Source organism: Mesorhizobium sp. B1-1-6, assembly GCF_006443035.1.
Classification (GTDB): Bacteria; Pseudomonadota; Alphaproteobacteria; order Rhizobiales; family Rhizobiaceae; genus Mesorhizobium.
Genome location: NZ_VFWR01000020.1, coordinates 1 through 15,376, shown reverse-complemented (window position 1 = coordinate 15,376; position 15,376 = coordinate 1). Strand labels below are relative to the sequence as shown.

Below are 15,376 nucleotides of genomic sequence, written 5' to 3'. Positions count from 1 at the left end.
TTTGCCCTTGAGTTTCCGCTGAAATTCTTGAAGCTCTTTCAAGTCGAGTGCTGCTTTCGCATGAGAGCTGGCCGCGCATACGATGCTTGCGGGAACACAGAACATATCCGGGAACCCGGATGGGAGGCACTGTGAGTGCAAATCATAACGGAGCGAATCTGCTTGAGGTTCGCGGCCTGACCAAGATTTTCGGCACGCTGACGGCGTGCGATCATGTCGACCTCGACATAGCCAAGGGTGAGATCCACGCGCTGCTCGGCGAGAACGGCGCCGGCAAATCGACGCTGGTCAAGATGCTGTTCGGCTCGCTGGAGCCCAATTCCGGCGAAATATTCTGGAATGGCCAGGCCGTCAGAATTACCAGCCCGGGCGTCGCGAAAAAGCTCGGCATCGGCATGGTGTTCCAGCACTTCTCGCTGTTCGAGGCGCTGACAGCGGCCGAGAACATCGCGCTTTCCCTGGATGACGGCTCCCCGATCAGCAGCATCGCGGCCAAGGCGAGGGCGCTTTCCTACAGCTACGGCCTGCCGCTCGATCCTGAATCGCTGGTAGGGGACCTGTCGGTGGGCGAGCGCCAGCGCATCGAGATCATCCGCTGCCTGCTGCAGACGCCGCAACTCATCATCCTGGACGAGCCGACCTCGGTGCTGACGCCGCAGGAGGCCGACAAGCTGTTCGAGACGCTCGAACGTCTGCGCTCGGAAGGCAAATCGATCCTGTACATCTCGCACCGGCTGGAGGAGGTCAAACGCATCTGCGACCGCGCCACCGTGCTGCGGCACGGCAAGGTGGTCGGCCACTGCAATCCGCGCGAGGAGACCGCCGCGTCCTTGGCCCGCATGATGGTCGGCAACGAAGTGCAGGCCGTGGTGCGCGCGCCGGTCGCGGGCATCGAAACGGCACAGTCCCTGCTCGAAATCCGCGGCCTCAGCCGCAAGCCGGCGACGCCGTTTTCGATCCCGCTCAAGAATATCAATCTCACCGTCCGCGCCGGCGAGGTGATCGGCATCGCCGGTGTCGCCGGCAACGGCCAGGGCGAGTTCTTCGAATCCGTTTCCGGTGAAGTCCTGCAGCCGGATGCCGCCTCGGTGCGCATTCGCGGCAAGGATGCGGGCAGCCTCAGCATCACCGGGCGCCGGCTGCTGGGTGCAGCCTTCGTGCCGGAGGAGCGCCTCGGCCATGGTGCCGCCCCGCGCATGCGGCTTTCGGAAAACCTGCTCCTGTCGCGCCATGCCACCGACGGCAAGACCTTCGTCGGGACGGGCGGAATGGTCAAGAGCGGCACCGTCTATGCCGCCGCCCAGCGCATCATCGAGGCGATGGACGTGCGCAAGAGCGCGCCCGATCCGGAGGCGGCAGCGCTGTCCGGCGGCAATCTGCAGAAATTCATCGTCGGCCGCGAACTCGACCGCAGGCCTGATGTCATGGTGGTCAACCAGCCGACCTGGGGTGTCGATGCAGGCGCAGCCGCCCATATCCGCCAGGCACTCATCGAACTGTCCCGCAGCGGATCGGCGGTGTTGGTCATCAGCCAGGATCTCGACGAGCTGTTCGAGATATCGGATGCGATCGCGGTGATGCACAATGGCGAACTGTCCAGGCCGCTGGCGATCGCCGAGGCGACCTTCGAAAAAATCGGCCTGCTGATGGGCGGCGCCGAACCAGGCCACGCCGAACACACGCTGGAGACGGCATGATGCGCCTCGAACTCGTCAAACGGCCGCAGCGCTCGGCGCTGTTTTCCATGCTGTCGCCATTCATCGCCTTCGCGCTGACGATCATCGCGGGCGGCATCATGTTCGCGCTGCTCGGGGTCAATCCGTTCAGCGCGTTCAACATCTATTTCATCGAGCCGGTCAGTCAGGTCTGGCAGTTGCACGAGCTGGCGATCAAGGCGGCGCCGCTGATCCTGATCGCGGTCGGCCTGTCGGTCTGCTACAAGGCCAACATCTGGAACATCGGCGCCGAAGGCCAGTTCATCTTCGGCGCCATCTTCGGCTCGGCCGTTCCGGTGCTGTTTCCTGGGTTCGAGGGCCCATTGGTGCTGCCGCTGATGCTTCTGCTGGGCATGGTCGGCGGTGCCGCCTACGCGGCTATCCCCGCATTTCTGAAAACCCGCTTCAGCACCAACGAGATCCTGACCAGCCTGATGCTGGTTTACGTCGCACAGCTCTTCCTCGACTGGCTGGTGCGCGGACCCTGGCGCGACCCGCAGGGCCATGGCTTCCCGCAGACCATCGAATTCGGCGATTCCGCCATCCTGCCGGAACTGATGCCGGATGCCGGCCGCGCCAATTGGGGCTTCGTGTTCGCGCTGGTCGCGGCGGTGCTGGTGTGGCTGATGATGAGCCGCATGCTCAAGGGTTTCGAGGTTCGCGTGCTCGGCTCCAGCCCGAGGGCAGGGCGCTTCGCCGGCTTCGGCCTCAACCGCATGGTCTTCTTCGCCTTCCTGTTGTCGGGCGCCTTGGCCGGGCTTGCCGGGATATCGGAAGTTTCCGGCGCCATCGGGCAACTTCAGCCCGTCATTTCGCCCGGCTACGGCTTCACCGCCATCATCGTGGCGTTCCTTGGCCGGCTCAATCCCCTCGGCATCGTCGCGGCGGGCCTGGTGCTGGCCCTGACCTATCTCGGCGGCGAGGCGGTGCAAAGCGCGCTCGGCATCTCCGACAAGGTGGCGCGCGTGTTCCAGGGCATGCTGCTGTTCTTCGTGCTCGGCTGCGACACGCTCATCCATTACCGCATCCGGTTGATCAGTCTGGCGCTGACCAAATCGGAGAGTGCCGCGAAGCTCGAGGCCGCGCCAAAGTTGAAGGAAGCCCGCTGATGGACATCACCGTCAACATCCTCCTGACCATCGCCACGGCGGCGACGCCGCTGCTCATTGCGGCGATCGGGGAACTGGTGGTCGAACGCTCCGGCGTGCTCAACCTTGGCGTCGAGGGCATGATGATCATGGGCGCCGTCGGCGGTTTCGGCGCAGGCTATCTGACCGGCTCGCCCTGGATCGGGCTCTTGGCGGCCATCGCCATGGGCGCGCTGTTCTCGCTGCTGTTTGCCGTCATGACGCTGTCGCTGGCCACCAACCAGGTGGCGACCGGCCTGTCGCTGACACTGCTCGGCCTCGGCCTCTCCGGCATGATGGGAACCAGTTTCGTCGGCCAGCCCGGCGTCAGGTTGCCCAATCTCGATATTCCCGGGCTCAGCTCCATCCCGGTGGTGGGCAGACTGCTGTTCGGCCAGGATCCGCTGTTCTACATCTCGATAGCGCTGACGGCGGCGGTGATGTGGTTCCTGTTCCGGACGCGCACCGGGCTGACGCTGCGCTCGATCGGCGACAGCCACGCCTCGGCGCATGCGCTCGGCATCAGGGTCATCCGCTACCGCTATCTCTCGGTGATCTTCGGCGGCGCCTGCGCCGGTCTTGCCGGCGGCCATCTCTCGCTGGTCTACACCCCGCAATGGGTCGAGAACATGAGCGCGGGCCGCGGCTGGATCGCGCTTGCGTTGGTGGTGTTCGCGTCCTGGCGGCCGTGGCGGGTGCTGGCGGGCGCCTATATCTTCGGCGCGGTGTGGATCGGCCAGCTTCATGCACAGGCTTTTGGCATTCCGGTGCCTTCGCAACTGCTTTCTTCGTTGCCCTATCTGGCGACGGTCGTGGTTCTCGTTCTAATCTCGCGCAACAAGCGTCTGACGATGATGAACACACCGGCTTCCTTGGGGCAGCCATTCGTTCCGGATCGTTGACAACAATAACAAGACGGGAAGCTCCAAGGCTTAACTCAGAGAGGTAACACGATGAAAAAACTGCTTATTGCCCTTATGACGACGACAGCGGCATTTTCGCTGGTCGCGTCCGCGGAGGCCGCCGACAAGCTGAAGGCATGCTGGGTCTATACCGGCCCTATCGGCGACTTCGGCTATTCCTACCAGCACGACCAGGGCCGCCTCGAAGTCGAAAAGGCGCTCGGCGACAAGGTCGAGACCGCCTATCTTGAAAACGTCTCCGAAGGCCCCGATGCCGACCGTGCTTTCGAGCGCTTGGCGCGCGAAGGCTGCAAGATCATCTTCGGCACGTCCTTCGGCTTCATGGACGCCGAAGTGAAGGTCGCCAAGAAGTTCCCCAAGGTGATGTTTGAGCACGCCACCGGCTACAAGACGGCGGACAATCTCGGCATCTACAATGCGCGCTTCTATGAAGGCCGCTATGTGCTCGGTCAGATCGCGGCCAAGGAATCGAAGTCCGGCGTCGCCGGCTACATCGTCTCCTTCCCGATCCCGGAAGTGGTGATGGGCATCAACTCCTTCATGCTCGGCGCGCAGTCGATCAATCCGAATTTCAAGGCCAAGATCGTCTGGGTGAATTCCTGGTTCGATCCGGGCAAGGAAGCCGATGCGGCCAAGGCCCTGTTCGACCAGGGAGCCGATATCATCGTCCAGCACACGGATTCGACCGCGGCCCTGCAGGTGGCCGAGGAGCGCAAGCTGCACGGCTTCGGCCAGTCCTCCGACATGATCAAGTTCGCGCCGAACGCGCAGTTGACTTCGCTGACCGACGAATGGGGACCCTATTACATCAGCCGGGTTCAGGCAGCCATCGACGGCACCTGGAAGCCCGACAATGTCTGGCTCGGCATCAAGGACGGCGCGGTGAAGCTCGCGCCCTACACCAATATGCCCGACGACGTGAAGGCGATGGCCGAGGCGACCGAGAAGAAGATCGCCGGCGGCTGGAACCCCTTCACCGGACCGATCGCCAAGCAGGACGGCTCGCCATGGCTGAAGGACGGCGAGGTCGCCGATGACGGCACGCTGCTCGGCATGAATTTCTACGTCAAGGGCGTCGACGACAAGCTGCCGCAATAAGCTCTACGTACGTTCGTCAGGGAAGGGCGCCGCGAGGCGCCCTTTTCATTCGGCGGCTTGCGCTACCGCCGGGACATGGCGAAACCGCACCAGGCCGGCGTCCACCACGAGGCTGAGCCGGATCCTGAGCCAACGCTGCACCGGCCGCTCGAAATAGCGCCAGATCGCCCACGACACCAAAACCATGAGCGCCACGCAGGTCCACGCTGCAACCCATTTGCCGGCCAGCGGCGTCAAGGCGCTGATGAAGAGATAGCCGGCATTCTGGTGAATGAGATAAAGCGGGTAAGTCAGCCCGCCGAGAGCCAGCGTGAACGCCGACGGCCTGATCCGGTGGCGCAGCAGGACAGCGCCGATCAGCGCCGCGTGCATCGCGAGGTTGGCGGCCACGAGATGGGCGGACGAGACCGCAATGCCATAATGCCCGATCATCCACTGTTGCGTCACCGATAGCGTATAGCTGGAGAGCACGAAGGCGGCCGCCAGCAACAGCAAGGCCGGCACTGAGCGACCATGCGCGTGGAGATGATGGACCAGCATGCCGGCGGCGAAGAACGGCCCGAACTCGGTGAGAAACAGAAGCCGCGCCGCGCCGCTGCCGAGGAAGAGTTCGTTGATGGCCGAGATCGCCAGCCAGCCGAGGATCAGCCCCAATTTCCATCGCTGGAAAACGCCGGCAATCAGGGCCAGCGTCACCCAGCCGTAGAAAACCACTTCAAGCACGACCGACCAGTAGACGCCGTCCATGAAAGGCTGACCGAAGGCCGGCGCGAACATTGTGAGATTGGCGAGATATTGGCTGAGAGAGGCCGGGAGCAGCGGCGTGCCGGAAAAGGCGATAACCGCGAAGCTTATCGTCATGCAGAGCAGAAAGCCCGGATATAGACGCGCGAAACGTGCGACGGCGAATTCTTCCCAGCCGCCGCCTTCCGCCGACCATGCGATGACGAAACCGCTGATCAGAAAGAAAAGATTGACGCCGAGATAGCCGTACAGAGCGAGTGGCGCGGCATGAGGATAGCCCGTCGTGAGAAAGCCGTCGGCAGCCGCGCCGCGGAAGAAATAGTGAAACAGCACAACGGCCAGCGCCGCCGCCAGCCTCAACAGGTCGAGCGTCGCGATATAATCCTGGCGGACAGGTCTGGGGTCCATCCTGAGTTCCTGCGTTTACGGTCCGGAAACCATAAGGCAGGCGGCGGCCAAACAGGGTAAATGGCCGGAACTATCGCGAAATGTGGTAAATCGCAGTCTCAGACGGCCGAGCCGTAGAGGTCATAGGCGTCGGCGCGATCGACCTTGACGGTGACGATGTCGCCGGCGCGCAGCGGGCGGCGCGACTGGATGTGGACGGAGCCATCAATCTCCGGCGCATCGTATTTGGTGCGGCCCTTGGCTGATGTGCCATGCGCTTCGTCGATCAGCACCGGCAGGCGCTTGCCGACCTTCTTGGCCAATTGCGTCGCCGAGATCTTCTGCTGGCGCTGCATGAAGCGGTGCCAGCGCGCCTCCTTGATTTCCTGCGGCACCTGCTCAAGGCCGAGTTCGTTGGAGCGCGCGCCCCGTACAGGTTCATATTTGAAGCAGCCGGCGCGATCGATCTTCGCTTCGTCCAGCCAGTCGAGCAGCATCTCGAAATCCTCGTCGGTCTCGCCGGGAAAGCCGACGATGAAGGTCGAGCGGATGGCGAGGTCGGGACACACATCGCGCCAGCCGCGAATGCGCTCGAGCGTCTTTTCGCCATGTGCCGGTCGGCGCATGTTCTTCAACACCTGCGGCGACGCATGCTGGAAGGGGATGTCGAGGTAGGGAAGGATTTTTCCCTCGGCCATCAGCGGGATGACGTCGGCCACGTGCGGGTAGGGGTAGACATAGTGCATGCGCACCCAGATGCCGAGCTTGCCCAGTTCCTCGGACAGATCGAGGAATTTCGCCCGCACTTCACGATCACCGAACATGCTGGCCTGGTATTTGATGTCGATGCCGTAGGCGCTGGTGTCCTGCGAGATGACGAGGAGTTCCTTGACGCCGGCCTTGGCCAGTTTCTCGGCTTCACGCAGCACATCGGCCGCTGGCCGCGAGACAAGGTCGCCGCGCAGCGCCGGGATGATGCAGAAGGTGCAGCGATTGTTGCAGCCTTCCGAAATCTTGAGATAGGCATAGTGGCGCGGCGTGAGCTTGACGCCTTGAGGCGGCAGCAGATCGATATAGGGATCATGGCTCGGCGGCGCAGCCTCGTGCACGGCCGCCATGACGCTCTCATAGGCCTGCGGACCGGTGATGGCGAGAACGTTGGGATGCTTCTCGCGAATGACATCGGGCTCGGCGCCCAGGCAGCCGGTGACGATGACCCTGCCGTTCTCCGAAAGCGCCGAACCAATGGCGTTGAGCGATTCATCACGGGCGGAATCGAGGAAGCCGCAGGTGTTGACCACGACGAGATCGGCACCGTCATGCTTGCGCGCGATCTCATAGCCCTCGGCGCGCAGGCGCGTGATGATGCGTTCGGAATCCACCAGGGCTTTGGGGCATCCGAGACTGACGAAGCTGACGCGCGGGGCGGACATGGGCAAGGTTCCAATGGACATGAACCGGAAACGCTGATCCGGCTCGAAGTCTCGACATATAACGGTTTGCACGGCTCTGGCGGGAGCTCAATTCGGGCGGCGCAATAGCACGGCTCGCCCGAACAGGCAAACAGGCAAGCTCTCCGACATCGGCGATCTCGTTGTGCAGATCGAAGCGAAGAAGCCGAAAGCCGTTGGTTCGTGGCTCTTACAAAAGCGAATTGTCGGGTAATGGCAGCCAGTCAACGCGACTTTCAGTGCTATGATTAGGATTCACTAATATGCTATAGGCAGAATGGTGAGGGGCTAGTCCCATGAGACAGTTGCTAGGACACATTGCATTGGCATGGCTTGTGCTGCCCGGCGATGCGGACGCACACGGTTGGTATACGGGCAAGACCGATCCCGTTCTTCACTATGACTGCTGCGGAAACAAGGATTGCCGCCCCATCGATTCCAACGATGTCAGGATGACCAAAGACGGCTATTTTGTCAGGCTGCACCCTACCTACTTGAATGAGCCACAAGAAGCAGAGTGGTTTATCCCGAGAGAACGTGTCCAGGCTGCGCCCGATGATCGATACCACATCTGCGAGCGTCTAGTGACGTTTTATCGAACGATCATTCCCCATATGAAGTTTGATCCTTACCAGCGATATAGGTGGACATGCTTCTTCGCGCCGATGGGCACCGGTTCAATCCCAATTAGAATGAACCACTACGCTGCAATTTCAAACTGACCAACATCGGCGGGCGCGAGGGTTCCGGCTCAGTGGCCGCTCGACCCGAACCAGGGCGCCAGGAAAGCGAATTGGTCGGGAAACTGCTGCACGGCGCCATCGAGAAGCATCTTCACGGCGACGTAAAGGATGATCAGCAGGCCGATATAGGCGATCCAGCGGTATTTGTGCAGCAGGCGCGCCACGAAGGACGCGGCGAAGCCCATCAGCGCAATCGACAGAGCGAGGCCGATGATCAGCACCGTCGGATGGTTCATGGCCGCACCCGCGACGGCCAGGACATTGTCGAGCGACATCGAGACGTCGGCAATGACGATCTGCCACGCGGCCTGCGAGAAGGTCTTGCGCGGCGACTTGCCGGCGATGGTCCCATCCTTGTCGAAATCGCCATTCGACAGCGCTTCGGTCGCGTCGCGTTCCTGCTCGTGGCTGACACCCAGCTCCCGCCACATCTTCCAGCATACCCAAAGCAGCAGCAGGCCGCCGGCGATGAGGAGCATGGGGCCAATTGTCAGCAGCCATTGCGTGATCAGGGCGAAGAAAATGCGAAGGACGGTGGCCGCGATGATGCCGACCAGAATGGCCCGTTTGCGCTGACTGGCCGGCAGGCCGGCCGCCGCAAGGCCGATGACGATGGCGTTGTCCCCAGCCAGCGCAAGATCGATCGCGATAACCTGAAAAAGGGCCGATAAGCCTGCGGCAGTAAATATTTCCATCGACCTGGAAGCCCTTGCCTGTTCGCCGAGTGTTCGTTGTCGATCACCCAGCCCGCCCTAAAGGCATGGTTCCTTGCCGTCAAGACATCGCTTCGGGCAACGCCGCAAAACCGCTTTCGTTGCAGCGGCGCCATTGAGGGGATTCGACAATCACGGGCAGACGAGCCGAAACGGCAATGAAAAACCTAATCGTAGAGATTGTATTTTGCCCAGTCGGTCTCCGGAATCTCGTCGCCGATGCGGTAGCGGAGCTGTAAGACCTCCATATGGTCCGGCGCCGTCTCGCACTTGAATTTCAGCCGGTACCATTGCCCCTTGCTGCGGAAGGCGGCTCCCGGGCTCTTAATGGCGTCGTCGCTCATGACCGGCGTGGCAAAGGCGTAAGCGACCACCCGATCCGCCTTGTACTTGCGGTCGTCATGGGTGATCCGGTCGAGGACTTCAGCATCACAGCGCTGTTCGAGGCGGGTTTGCGGGTCGAGTTTCAGGAGGCCTGCGCGCAAGGCGCTGTCCATGGCGTTGGCCGGAAAAGCCAGGGTCAAGAACGCCATGACCGTCGTGCAGAGTGTCTTCATGGGCGGGACAAGCAGCATATTTTGTCTGAAAAATCAACCAAAGGGCCGGGCGTTGTCCCGCGCTCAGGCACTCGGCGCGTTCAAAATCCCGTGTCGGGATTCATCGTGCGATGGCTGCGGCCAACGCATCAGCGAGGCACGGCCGGCGTCGGTCAGATCGTATACGCCGCGGTCGACGCGCGCGAACCAGCCATAGACATTGTGCAGCAGGATTTTCGGCGCAAGCGGCGTCAGCGCCTTGAGATCGCGCGGGCGCTTGGGCCCGTCGGCCAATGCCGCGGCGCAGGCGAGGGCGCTTTGGCGGTATGCTGTCATGATGGGATTGCGCGATCCCCCGCCCGCGACAGGATCGCCGCGGCGCCGGCGGTGCTCGTCGACCAGCCGCGAGCGGCGCCGTGGGTTCTTGCGCGGCGCGACGGTGACCGGACTCAGGAGCACCTCGACCCGGTCGCTCGCCGTCACGCCGAGCAGGCCGAAGCCAAGCCGGCGGCAAAGATTGCGGAACCGGGCGTCGCTCTCGCGTCCCTTGCCCCTGGCCGACATGCGCGCGGCCAGCCACACCTCGTCGCAGGCGGTCGCGCGGTCGACGCCTTGCAGCACCAGTTCGAGATTGAACGCCAGCTTCAACTCGCAAATGACGACGACGGGCGGCTCCCCCTCACGCAGCGCGACAATGTCGCAGCCGCCGATCTCGCCCTTAACGGCAAAATCCAGGCTTTCGAGAAACCGCTTCACCGGCGCGTAGAGGGAGGTTTCGTTCATAGGCTCAAGGCTTAGCCGATTCGGCACGAAAAGCCTCGGGAGTGACCCTCACCACATCATGAAGGAAGCGACATCGGCGTCCCACACCGCACTATGGATGGTCATTTTGATCGCGTCAGATGGCAAATTCACCGCGTGTATCGAGCACGAAACCAATTGGTTCATGCGGGCCGGATGCCGAGCTATCTTGAATCCGTAATCCTCAACCTCGCTGAATACTATCGCTCAGCAATAGTCACCATCGTAGGTCGCACGAAACGAGAAAACGAACGCTCGGACATCGACCAAGTCGTCGCGGAAATTGGTATCAGGTATGAGATCCTTCGCAGCCGCTTCAAGGCCCCCAAACAGGATGCCGCGATGACCAGGGACCATGTATCCAAGCTTATGGATTGGCCTTTGAGATGACGGTTCACAGTTCGGGCCGGGGCTGCTTGGCCACGTTCGGTTAACCGCGAATTTGCACCATTCGGTGAGAACACATGATTAGTGACAGGCCAAATGAAATCAAACAGCCTGGTTCTTGCTGAATTTCTGCCAAGAAATCGACGGAGAGGGCCTCCGCTAGTCGCGTCCGTTGCGGATGTTCGACCCGCTGGTCAGTTCGCACCGATGAAGTCAACCTTAGTGGTGAATGCGCCTGCCAAGGCGGATTTCGTATGTTACCAATCCGGAAAATCGAATCGACCGAGGGGGCGAGAAACTGGGCATGGGGACTATCGAAGCATTTGGCCGAAGCGACATCGGCCCTTGGTTAAAATCTCTCTCCGGGGTTGAATTGGCCGCTCTTGATGCCCTATTGCTGGAAAAAGATGAGCGTTTCTATTTTAAGTGTCCAGTTCGCAAGAAGGACATACTTGCCAAGTCTGAAGAGTGCGTAAGACAATATTGGTTGCATCTACTTCAGGCTAGGTACGGCTACCCTCTAAATCGCCTAGCGGTTGAATTCCCCATCACCTTTGGTCGAGATTCTTCCAAGCGAGCAGATATCGTTGTATTTGACGAACACCGACCGACGGTGCCCTACATAATTGTTGAGGTTAAGCAGGGCAAACAGAAGGACGGCAAAGAGCAGCTTCGATCGTATACCCACGCCACGGGCGCGCCACTGGCGCTATGGACCAACGGGCCAGATAGCGCCGTTTGGAACCGCAAGAGTCCCAACTATCTGCAAGAAATCCCACACCTCCCCACCGCCACGCAGGACATTGAAGATATCATTAATGAGCCGTGGACGCTAAAGACGCTTGAAGACAAGGAAAACGAACGCGCCCTTTCTTCGGTTGGTAACAAGGCACTGCGCGAGAAGATTGTCGATCTTGAAGACGAAGTTCTGGCCAACGCGGGCGTGGACGTGTTCGAGGAAGTCTTCAAACTGGTCTTCACCAAGTTGTATGATGAAATGTCCTGCCACCAAGGGCGTTATCCGCACCTTCGGTTCCGCAACAGCAACACAGCCTCGAAGCTAAAAGAGAACATTCAGAATCTTTTCGACGCTGCCAAGGCCGAATGGCCCGGCGTCTTTTCCGAAGACGAACGCATCAAGCTTTCACAGGACCACCTTCAGGTCTGTGTCGCGTCACTGGAAGAATGGAAGTTGTTCAACTCCAACCTGGATGTGGTGGACGATGCATTCGAATACCTGGTTTCCAAATCAGCTAAGGGTGAAAAGGGGCAGTATTTCACGCCCCGATGGGTCATCGACATGTGTGTGAAGATGTTGAACCCGACAGAGAAGGAAACCGTCATCGACCCGGCCTGCGGGTCCGCCGGGTTCACGGTCCATTCGATGTTCCACGTTTGGGGCGATATCCTTGAGGACCTCAAACTACCCCGATCAAACCTTTTTACTGCCGAAGAGAAGCCACAGCGCTGCAGGGACTATGTAAGGAACAAGGTCTTCGCTCTGGACTTTGACGAAAAGAGCGTGCGTGTGTCCCGCTGCCTCAACCTCATTGCAGGCGATGGACAAACTAACGTGTTGCATATGAACACGTTGGACTGGCCAAAGTGGGAAGAGACGACCAAGCAGGACGAATGGCAGGAAACCTACGGCCGAGGCTGGACAAAGCTGAAGAAGCTCCGAGCCGATAAGAAGCAGGGCAATTTCCGCCGCTTCAGTTTCGATCTCGTCATGGCCAACCCGCCATTCGCCGGAGATATCAAGCAGACAGACATGCTTGCGCCTTATGTCATCGCGCAGAAGGATAACGGCAAGTACGAAAGTTCCGTCGGTCGTGACCTCCTGTTCATCGAACGCAATCTTGACTTTCTGAAGCCCGGTGGGCGCATGGCGGTCGTTCTGCCCCAAGGTAGGTTCAACAATTCCAGTGACCAGCGCGTGCGCAACTTCATCATGGAGCAATGCCGCGTTCTGGCAGTTGTCGGCCTCCACCCGAACACGTTCAAGCCGCACACTGGTACGAAGACAAGTGTTCTATTCGTGCAGAAATGGAACGACGACGCCGAGGCGGGGCCGGTTTGTAAGAAGGTGGATGACTACAACATCTTCTTCGCTACGCAACAGGTCGAGAGCGTCAATAATCGGGGCGAAAAAGTCTACGTCAAGAATCCGGACGGCACCAACAAGCGCGACAGCCATGGGCATTTCATCGTTGCCCATGATCTGTTCAACCATGACGGACGAACGCAGGACGGCGTAGCCGAAGCCTTCATCGAATTTGCCAAGAAAGAGGGCCTAAGTTTTTTTCCATAGGCCTCCACGATAGCGCGAAATTGGACGCGCTGTCGGGGAGGCTAGAAATTTCCATCGTCGCCAAGAGTCATGCAATGAGAAGCGCGAGCACGCGCAGGCTTGATCCAGAATATTTTAAGAAAGCATACCTTCGAGATGAGCAACTAATAATAGCAAACTCCTCTTTGTTCAAAACATCTAAGGCAATGCGAATTTCGGTTGACGCTAGTGCCTTTTATCCAAGTATCGAAGAGTATTATGAATCCGGAGAATTACCATTTTATCGAGTGGGTGATATTGACGGAATTATTGATGAACAAAGAGCTTTGCGAATTCCGGAAGAGCTATGCAGTCGCTTTCCAACCTTAAAAATGGTCCGGCCCGGCGACATAGTATTTACGAAAGGTGGCGCGATAGACCGTACTGGTCTTGTTAAGTCTATGGGCGCTGTTAGCCGTGACCTAATTTTCCTCAATACGTCGGGCTTGCCTGAAAATGAACGCCAGTCACTCTTCGCCTATTTCCGCTCCGACCTTTTTAAGAGGCTTTTGACGCGTTCAAGTTCGCAGACCGCGCAGCCGCATTTGACAATCACTCTAGTTCGAGACTTGCCGTTTTTTGTAGGTTCGCGCGACCTAAGGAATGCAATCGCTGAAACAGTGAGCACAGCATACCAAAATGTTGATAGCGCTCGCTATCAAGAGGAGAAAGCTGAACAGCATTTGATTTCTGCCCTTGGACTGGCCGATTTGAGGCCGTCAGAACTATTAACGTATAGCGCTTCCTCCAACGATGCATTCGCCTCGAAGAGGCTGGACGCGCAATTCTTCGCACCCCGCATCCAACAGTTGATCGACCACTTGTCAGGCGCGGGCACGACCGTCGGTACGATAGCTGCACCCCGCCGCGAAAAGTTCAACGCAGGCAGGCACGGCGACTTCGACTACATCGAAATCGGCGACCTTGATGGAACGGGAGCCACCGGAAGCAGCCGGGTTGCAGCCGACGAAGCGCCCAGCCGCGCGACGTGGTTCGTTCGACCCGGAGATATCATTACATCGACCGTTCGCCCCATCCGGCGCTTGAGTGCGCAGATCGGGCCAGAACAAAACGGCTATGTGTGCTCTTCCGGCTTTGTCGTACTGAACCCGACCGGTGTGCAGCCGGAATTGCTTCTGACCTATCTGCGTCTTCCCGTTATTTGCGAGTTGATGGACCTGTTTGCCAGCGCAAGCATGTATCCGGCAATTTCGGAAGCCGACATCTTGGCTTTACCCTTTCCTGCAGTCGATGAAGCAACCGAAAAGGCGGTTGTTGCGGCGGTCCAGGAAGGCCGCGCTGCTCGGGCCCGCGCCCGGGCCCTTCTGAATGCCGCCAAGCGGGCGGTGGAAATCGCTATTGAAGACAGCGAAGGAGCGGCGCTGACCTCCCTCGACAAATCTGGGGGCGTGTGATGCCGGGTTTGGGCGACAATCTGAAGCGCTGGCGCGACGTCGCCGAAGTCGATTGGTTCAGCCAATTCATCAAGGCTTGGATACCCTTCAACGCATGGATGACCGACACATTCGGTGATTTGAGCGACCGCGAATTATTGGACAAGGTCAAAGGCACCAGCAATGTCGTAAAAAACAAAACGCTGCCTATGATATCGCGAAATCTGCGCGTCGCACGCGATGCAGAATCGAACTGGCAAGACGATAGTGGGGATGCGCAGCAATTCCGATTGCAGATTGGCGAACTACACCGCCGCCTTCAGCAATGCATCGTTGAAGGGCGTAGGGGCAGGGTCTGTTTCGAAACCGTCGATATTGGGGCGAACGGTAGAAAAGACGAACAGCAAGTCAAGTGGACGCGCACCTTCCGTTGCCGTCGCGATCACCCAAACAGAGGCGAGGTGTCTCTTGAGATTTCAGCATCGAGATCCATTTCCGCATTTGGTTTGACCCTTCCGTCGCACGATCGGCGTGCTCTAGAGGATGACGCAACGTTTCGCGCACTCGCAGATGTACAGCGTGCAGTTCTTTTAGCTCTTTTCGAAGCTGTCGCCCCAAGGTTGGTTATGAACGTGCTTGCCGAACATAGCGCGCAGAAAATGCTAACATACGGCGACGTGCATTTCATCGACGATTCCGAAAAGAACTTTTCTGCTTTGATCGACGTGCTTTATGGGCTGCGGAACGCACTGTTCCATGGATCCATCACGCCGAATGACACACACAATCAAATCTACAGGCCGGCATATCTAATTGCCATGCGGCTTGTGAAATGCACGCTTTGAGGGTTGGCCTCCCCGGCGGTGCCGAGGGCCAACGAAGTGATTAGATGATTGGTTAGTAGCCCTCTAATCGAAAACTGCCAAAAGGCCGGGATATAAATGGATTTCGGGTGAGCGACCCGAGACATAGGTGACGTTTTGTACCGGACACATGGGTAACACTTTTGGCTTTTGGCCGGAGGTGTT

13 protein-coding genes are annotated in these 15,376 nt (G+C 59.4%); 8 read left to right on the top strand and 5 right to left on the bottom strand.

Going from position 1 to position 15,376, the window contains the following annotated elements; translation table 11 throughout:
* Window positions 1-119 precede the first annotated feature (119 nt).
* From FJ979_RS28855 to FJ979_RS28840, 4 genes are read left to right on the top strand one after another with little or no spacing between them, the layout of a single operon-like run.
* Window positions 120-1,697, top strand: coding sequence for an ABC transporter ATP-binding protein (locus FJ979_RS28855; RefSeq protein WP_181165345.1), 1,578 nt, complete (start codon window positions 120-122; stop codon window positions 1,695-1,697).
* A complete protein-coding gene (locus FJ979_RS28850; RefSeq protein ID WP_140584413.1) occupies window positions 1,694-2,824 on the top strand; it encodes an ABC transporter permease in 1,131 nt (376 codons plus the stop codon). The genes FJ979_RS28855 and FJ979_RS28850 overlap by 4 nt, the downstream gene beginning before the upstream one ends.
* Window positions 2,824-3,744, top strand: a complete 921-nt coding sequence (locus FJ979_RS28845) for an ABC transporter permease (protein ID WP_140498601.1) — start codon at window positions 2,824-2,826, stop codon at window positions 3,742-3,744. Before FJ979_RS28850 ends, FJ979_RS28845 begins: the two co-directional genes overlap by 1 nt.
* Window positions 3,745-3,795: 51 nt before the next feature.
* Window positions 3,796-4,863: a BMP family ABC transporter substrate-binding protein gene (locus tag FJ979_RS28840; RefSeq protein WP_140498600.1), complete on the top strand. Its 1,068-nt coding sequence runs from the start codon at window positions 3,796-3,798 to the stop codon at window positions 4,861-4,863.
* Window positions 4,864-4,908: 45 nt separating this feature from the next.
* On the opposite strand, the gene FJ979_RS28835 is transcribed toward FJ979_RS28840, so the two are convergent.
* Together FJ979_RS28835 and rimO are read right to left on the bottom strand one after the other, a co-directional pair.
* Window positions 4,909-6,015 carry an acyltransferase gene (locus tag FJ979_RS28835; RefSeq protein WP_140498599.1) on the bottom strand — a complete coding sequence of 369 codons (1,107 nt, stop codon included), beginning with the start codon at window positions 6,013-6,015 and terminating at the stop codon, window positions 4,909-4,911.
* 98 nt (window positions 6,016-6,113) lie between these two features.
* Window positions 6,114-7,427, bottom strand: a complete 1,314-nt coding sequence (gene rimO, locus FJ979_RS28830) for a 30S ribosomal protein S12 methylthiotransferase RimO (RefSeq protein WP_140498598.1) — start codon at window positions 7,425-7,427, stop codon at window positions 6,114-6,116.
* Between the two features lie 314 nt (window positions 7,428-7,741).
* Here rimO and FJ979_RS28825 point away from each other — a divergent pair, with 314 nt between their 5' ends.
* A complete protein-coding gene (locus FJ979_RS28825; protein ID WP_140584412.1) occupies window positions 7,742-8,167 on the top strand; it encodes a hypothetical protein in 426 nt (141 codons plus the stop codon).
* Between the two features lie 29 nt (window positions 8,168-8,196).
* On the opposite strand, the gene FJ979_RS28820 is transcribed toward FJ979_RS28825, so the two are convergent.
* The 3 genes from FJ979_RS28820 to FJ979_RS28810 all read right to left on the bottom strand — a co-directional run bounded on the left by FJ979_RS28820 (window position 8,197) and on the right by FJ979_RS28810 (window position 10,220).
* Window positions 8,197-8,883, bottom strand: a complete 687-nt coding sequence (locus FJ979_RS28820) for a TerC family protein (RefSeq protein ID WP_140498596.1) — start codon at window positions 8,881-8,883, stop codon at window positions 8,197-8,199.
* Between the two features lie 185 nt (window positions 8,884-9,068).
* Window positions 9,069-9,476, bottom strand: a complete 408-nt coding sequence (locus tag FJ979_RS28815; RefSeq protein ID WP_140498595.1) for a DUF930 domain-containing protein — start codon at window positions 9,474-9,476, stop codon at window positions 9,069-9,071.
* A 45-nt stretch (window positions 9,477-9,521) separates the two neighbouring features.
* A complete protein-coding gene (locus FJ979_RS28810; RefSeq protein WP_140525192.1) occupies window positions 9,522-10,220 on the bottom strand; it encodes a DUF2161 family putative PD-(D/E)XK-type phosphodiesterase in 699 nt (232 codons plus the stop codon).
* Between the two features lie 709 nt (window positions 10,221-10,929).
* Here FJ979_RS28810 and FJ979_RS28805 point away from each other — a divergent pair.
* Genes FJ979_RS28805 through FJ979_RS28795 form a run of 3 tightly spaced genes read left to right on the top strand, consistent with a single transcriptional unit; the run spans window position 10,930 to window position 15,193 of the window.
* Window positions 10,930-12,936, top strand: a complete 2,007-nt coding sequence (locus FJ979_RS28805; protein ID WP_140584411.1) for an N-6 DNA methylase — start codon at window positions 10,930-10,932, stop codon at window positions 12,934-12,936.
* Window positions 12,937-12,956: 20 nt separating this feature from the next.
* Entirely contained in the window at window positions 12,957-14,369 is a 1,413-nt protein-coding gene (locus FJ979_RS28800) for a hypothetical protein (RefSeq protein WP_140584410.1), read from the top strand.
* Window positions 14,369-15,193 (top strand): hypothetical protein, encoded by an 825-nt coding sequence (locus tag FJ979_RS28795; protein WP_140584409.1) that lies wholly within the window; start codon window positions 14,369-14,371, stop codon window positions 15,191-15,193. Before FJ979_RS28800 ends, FJ979_RS28795 begins: the two co-directional genes overlap by 1 nt.
* Window positions 15,194-15,376: the final 183 nt, after the last annotated feature.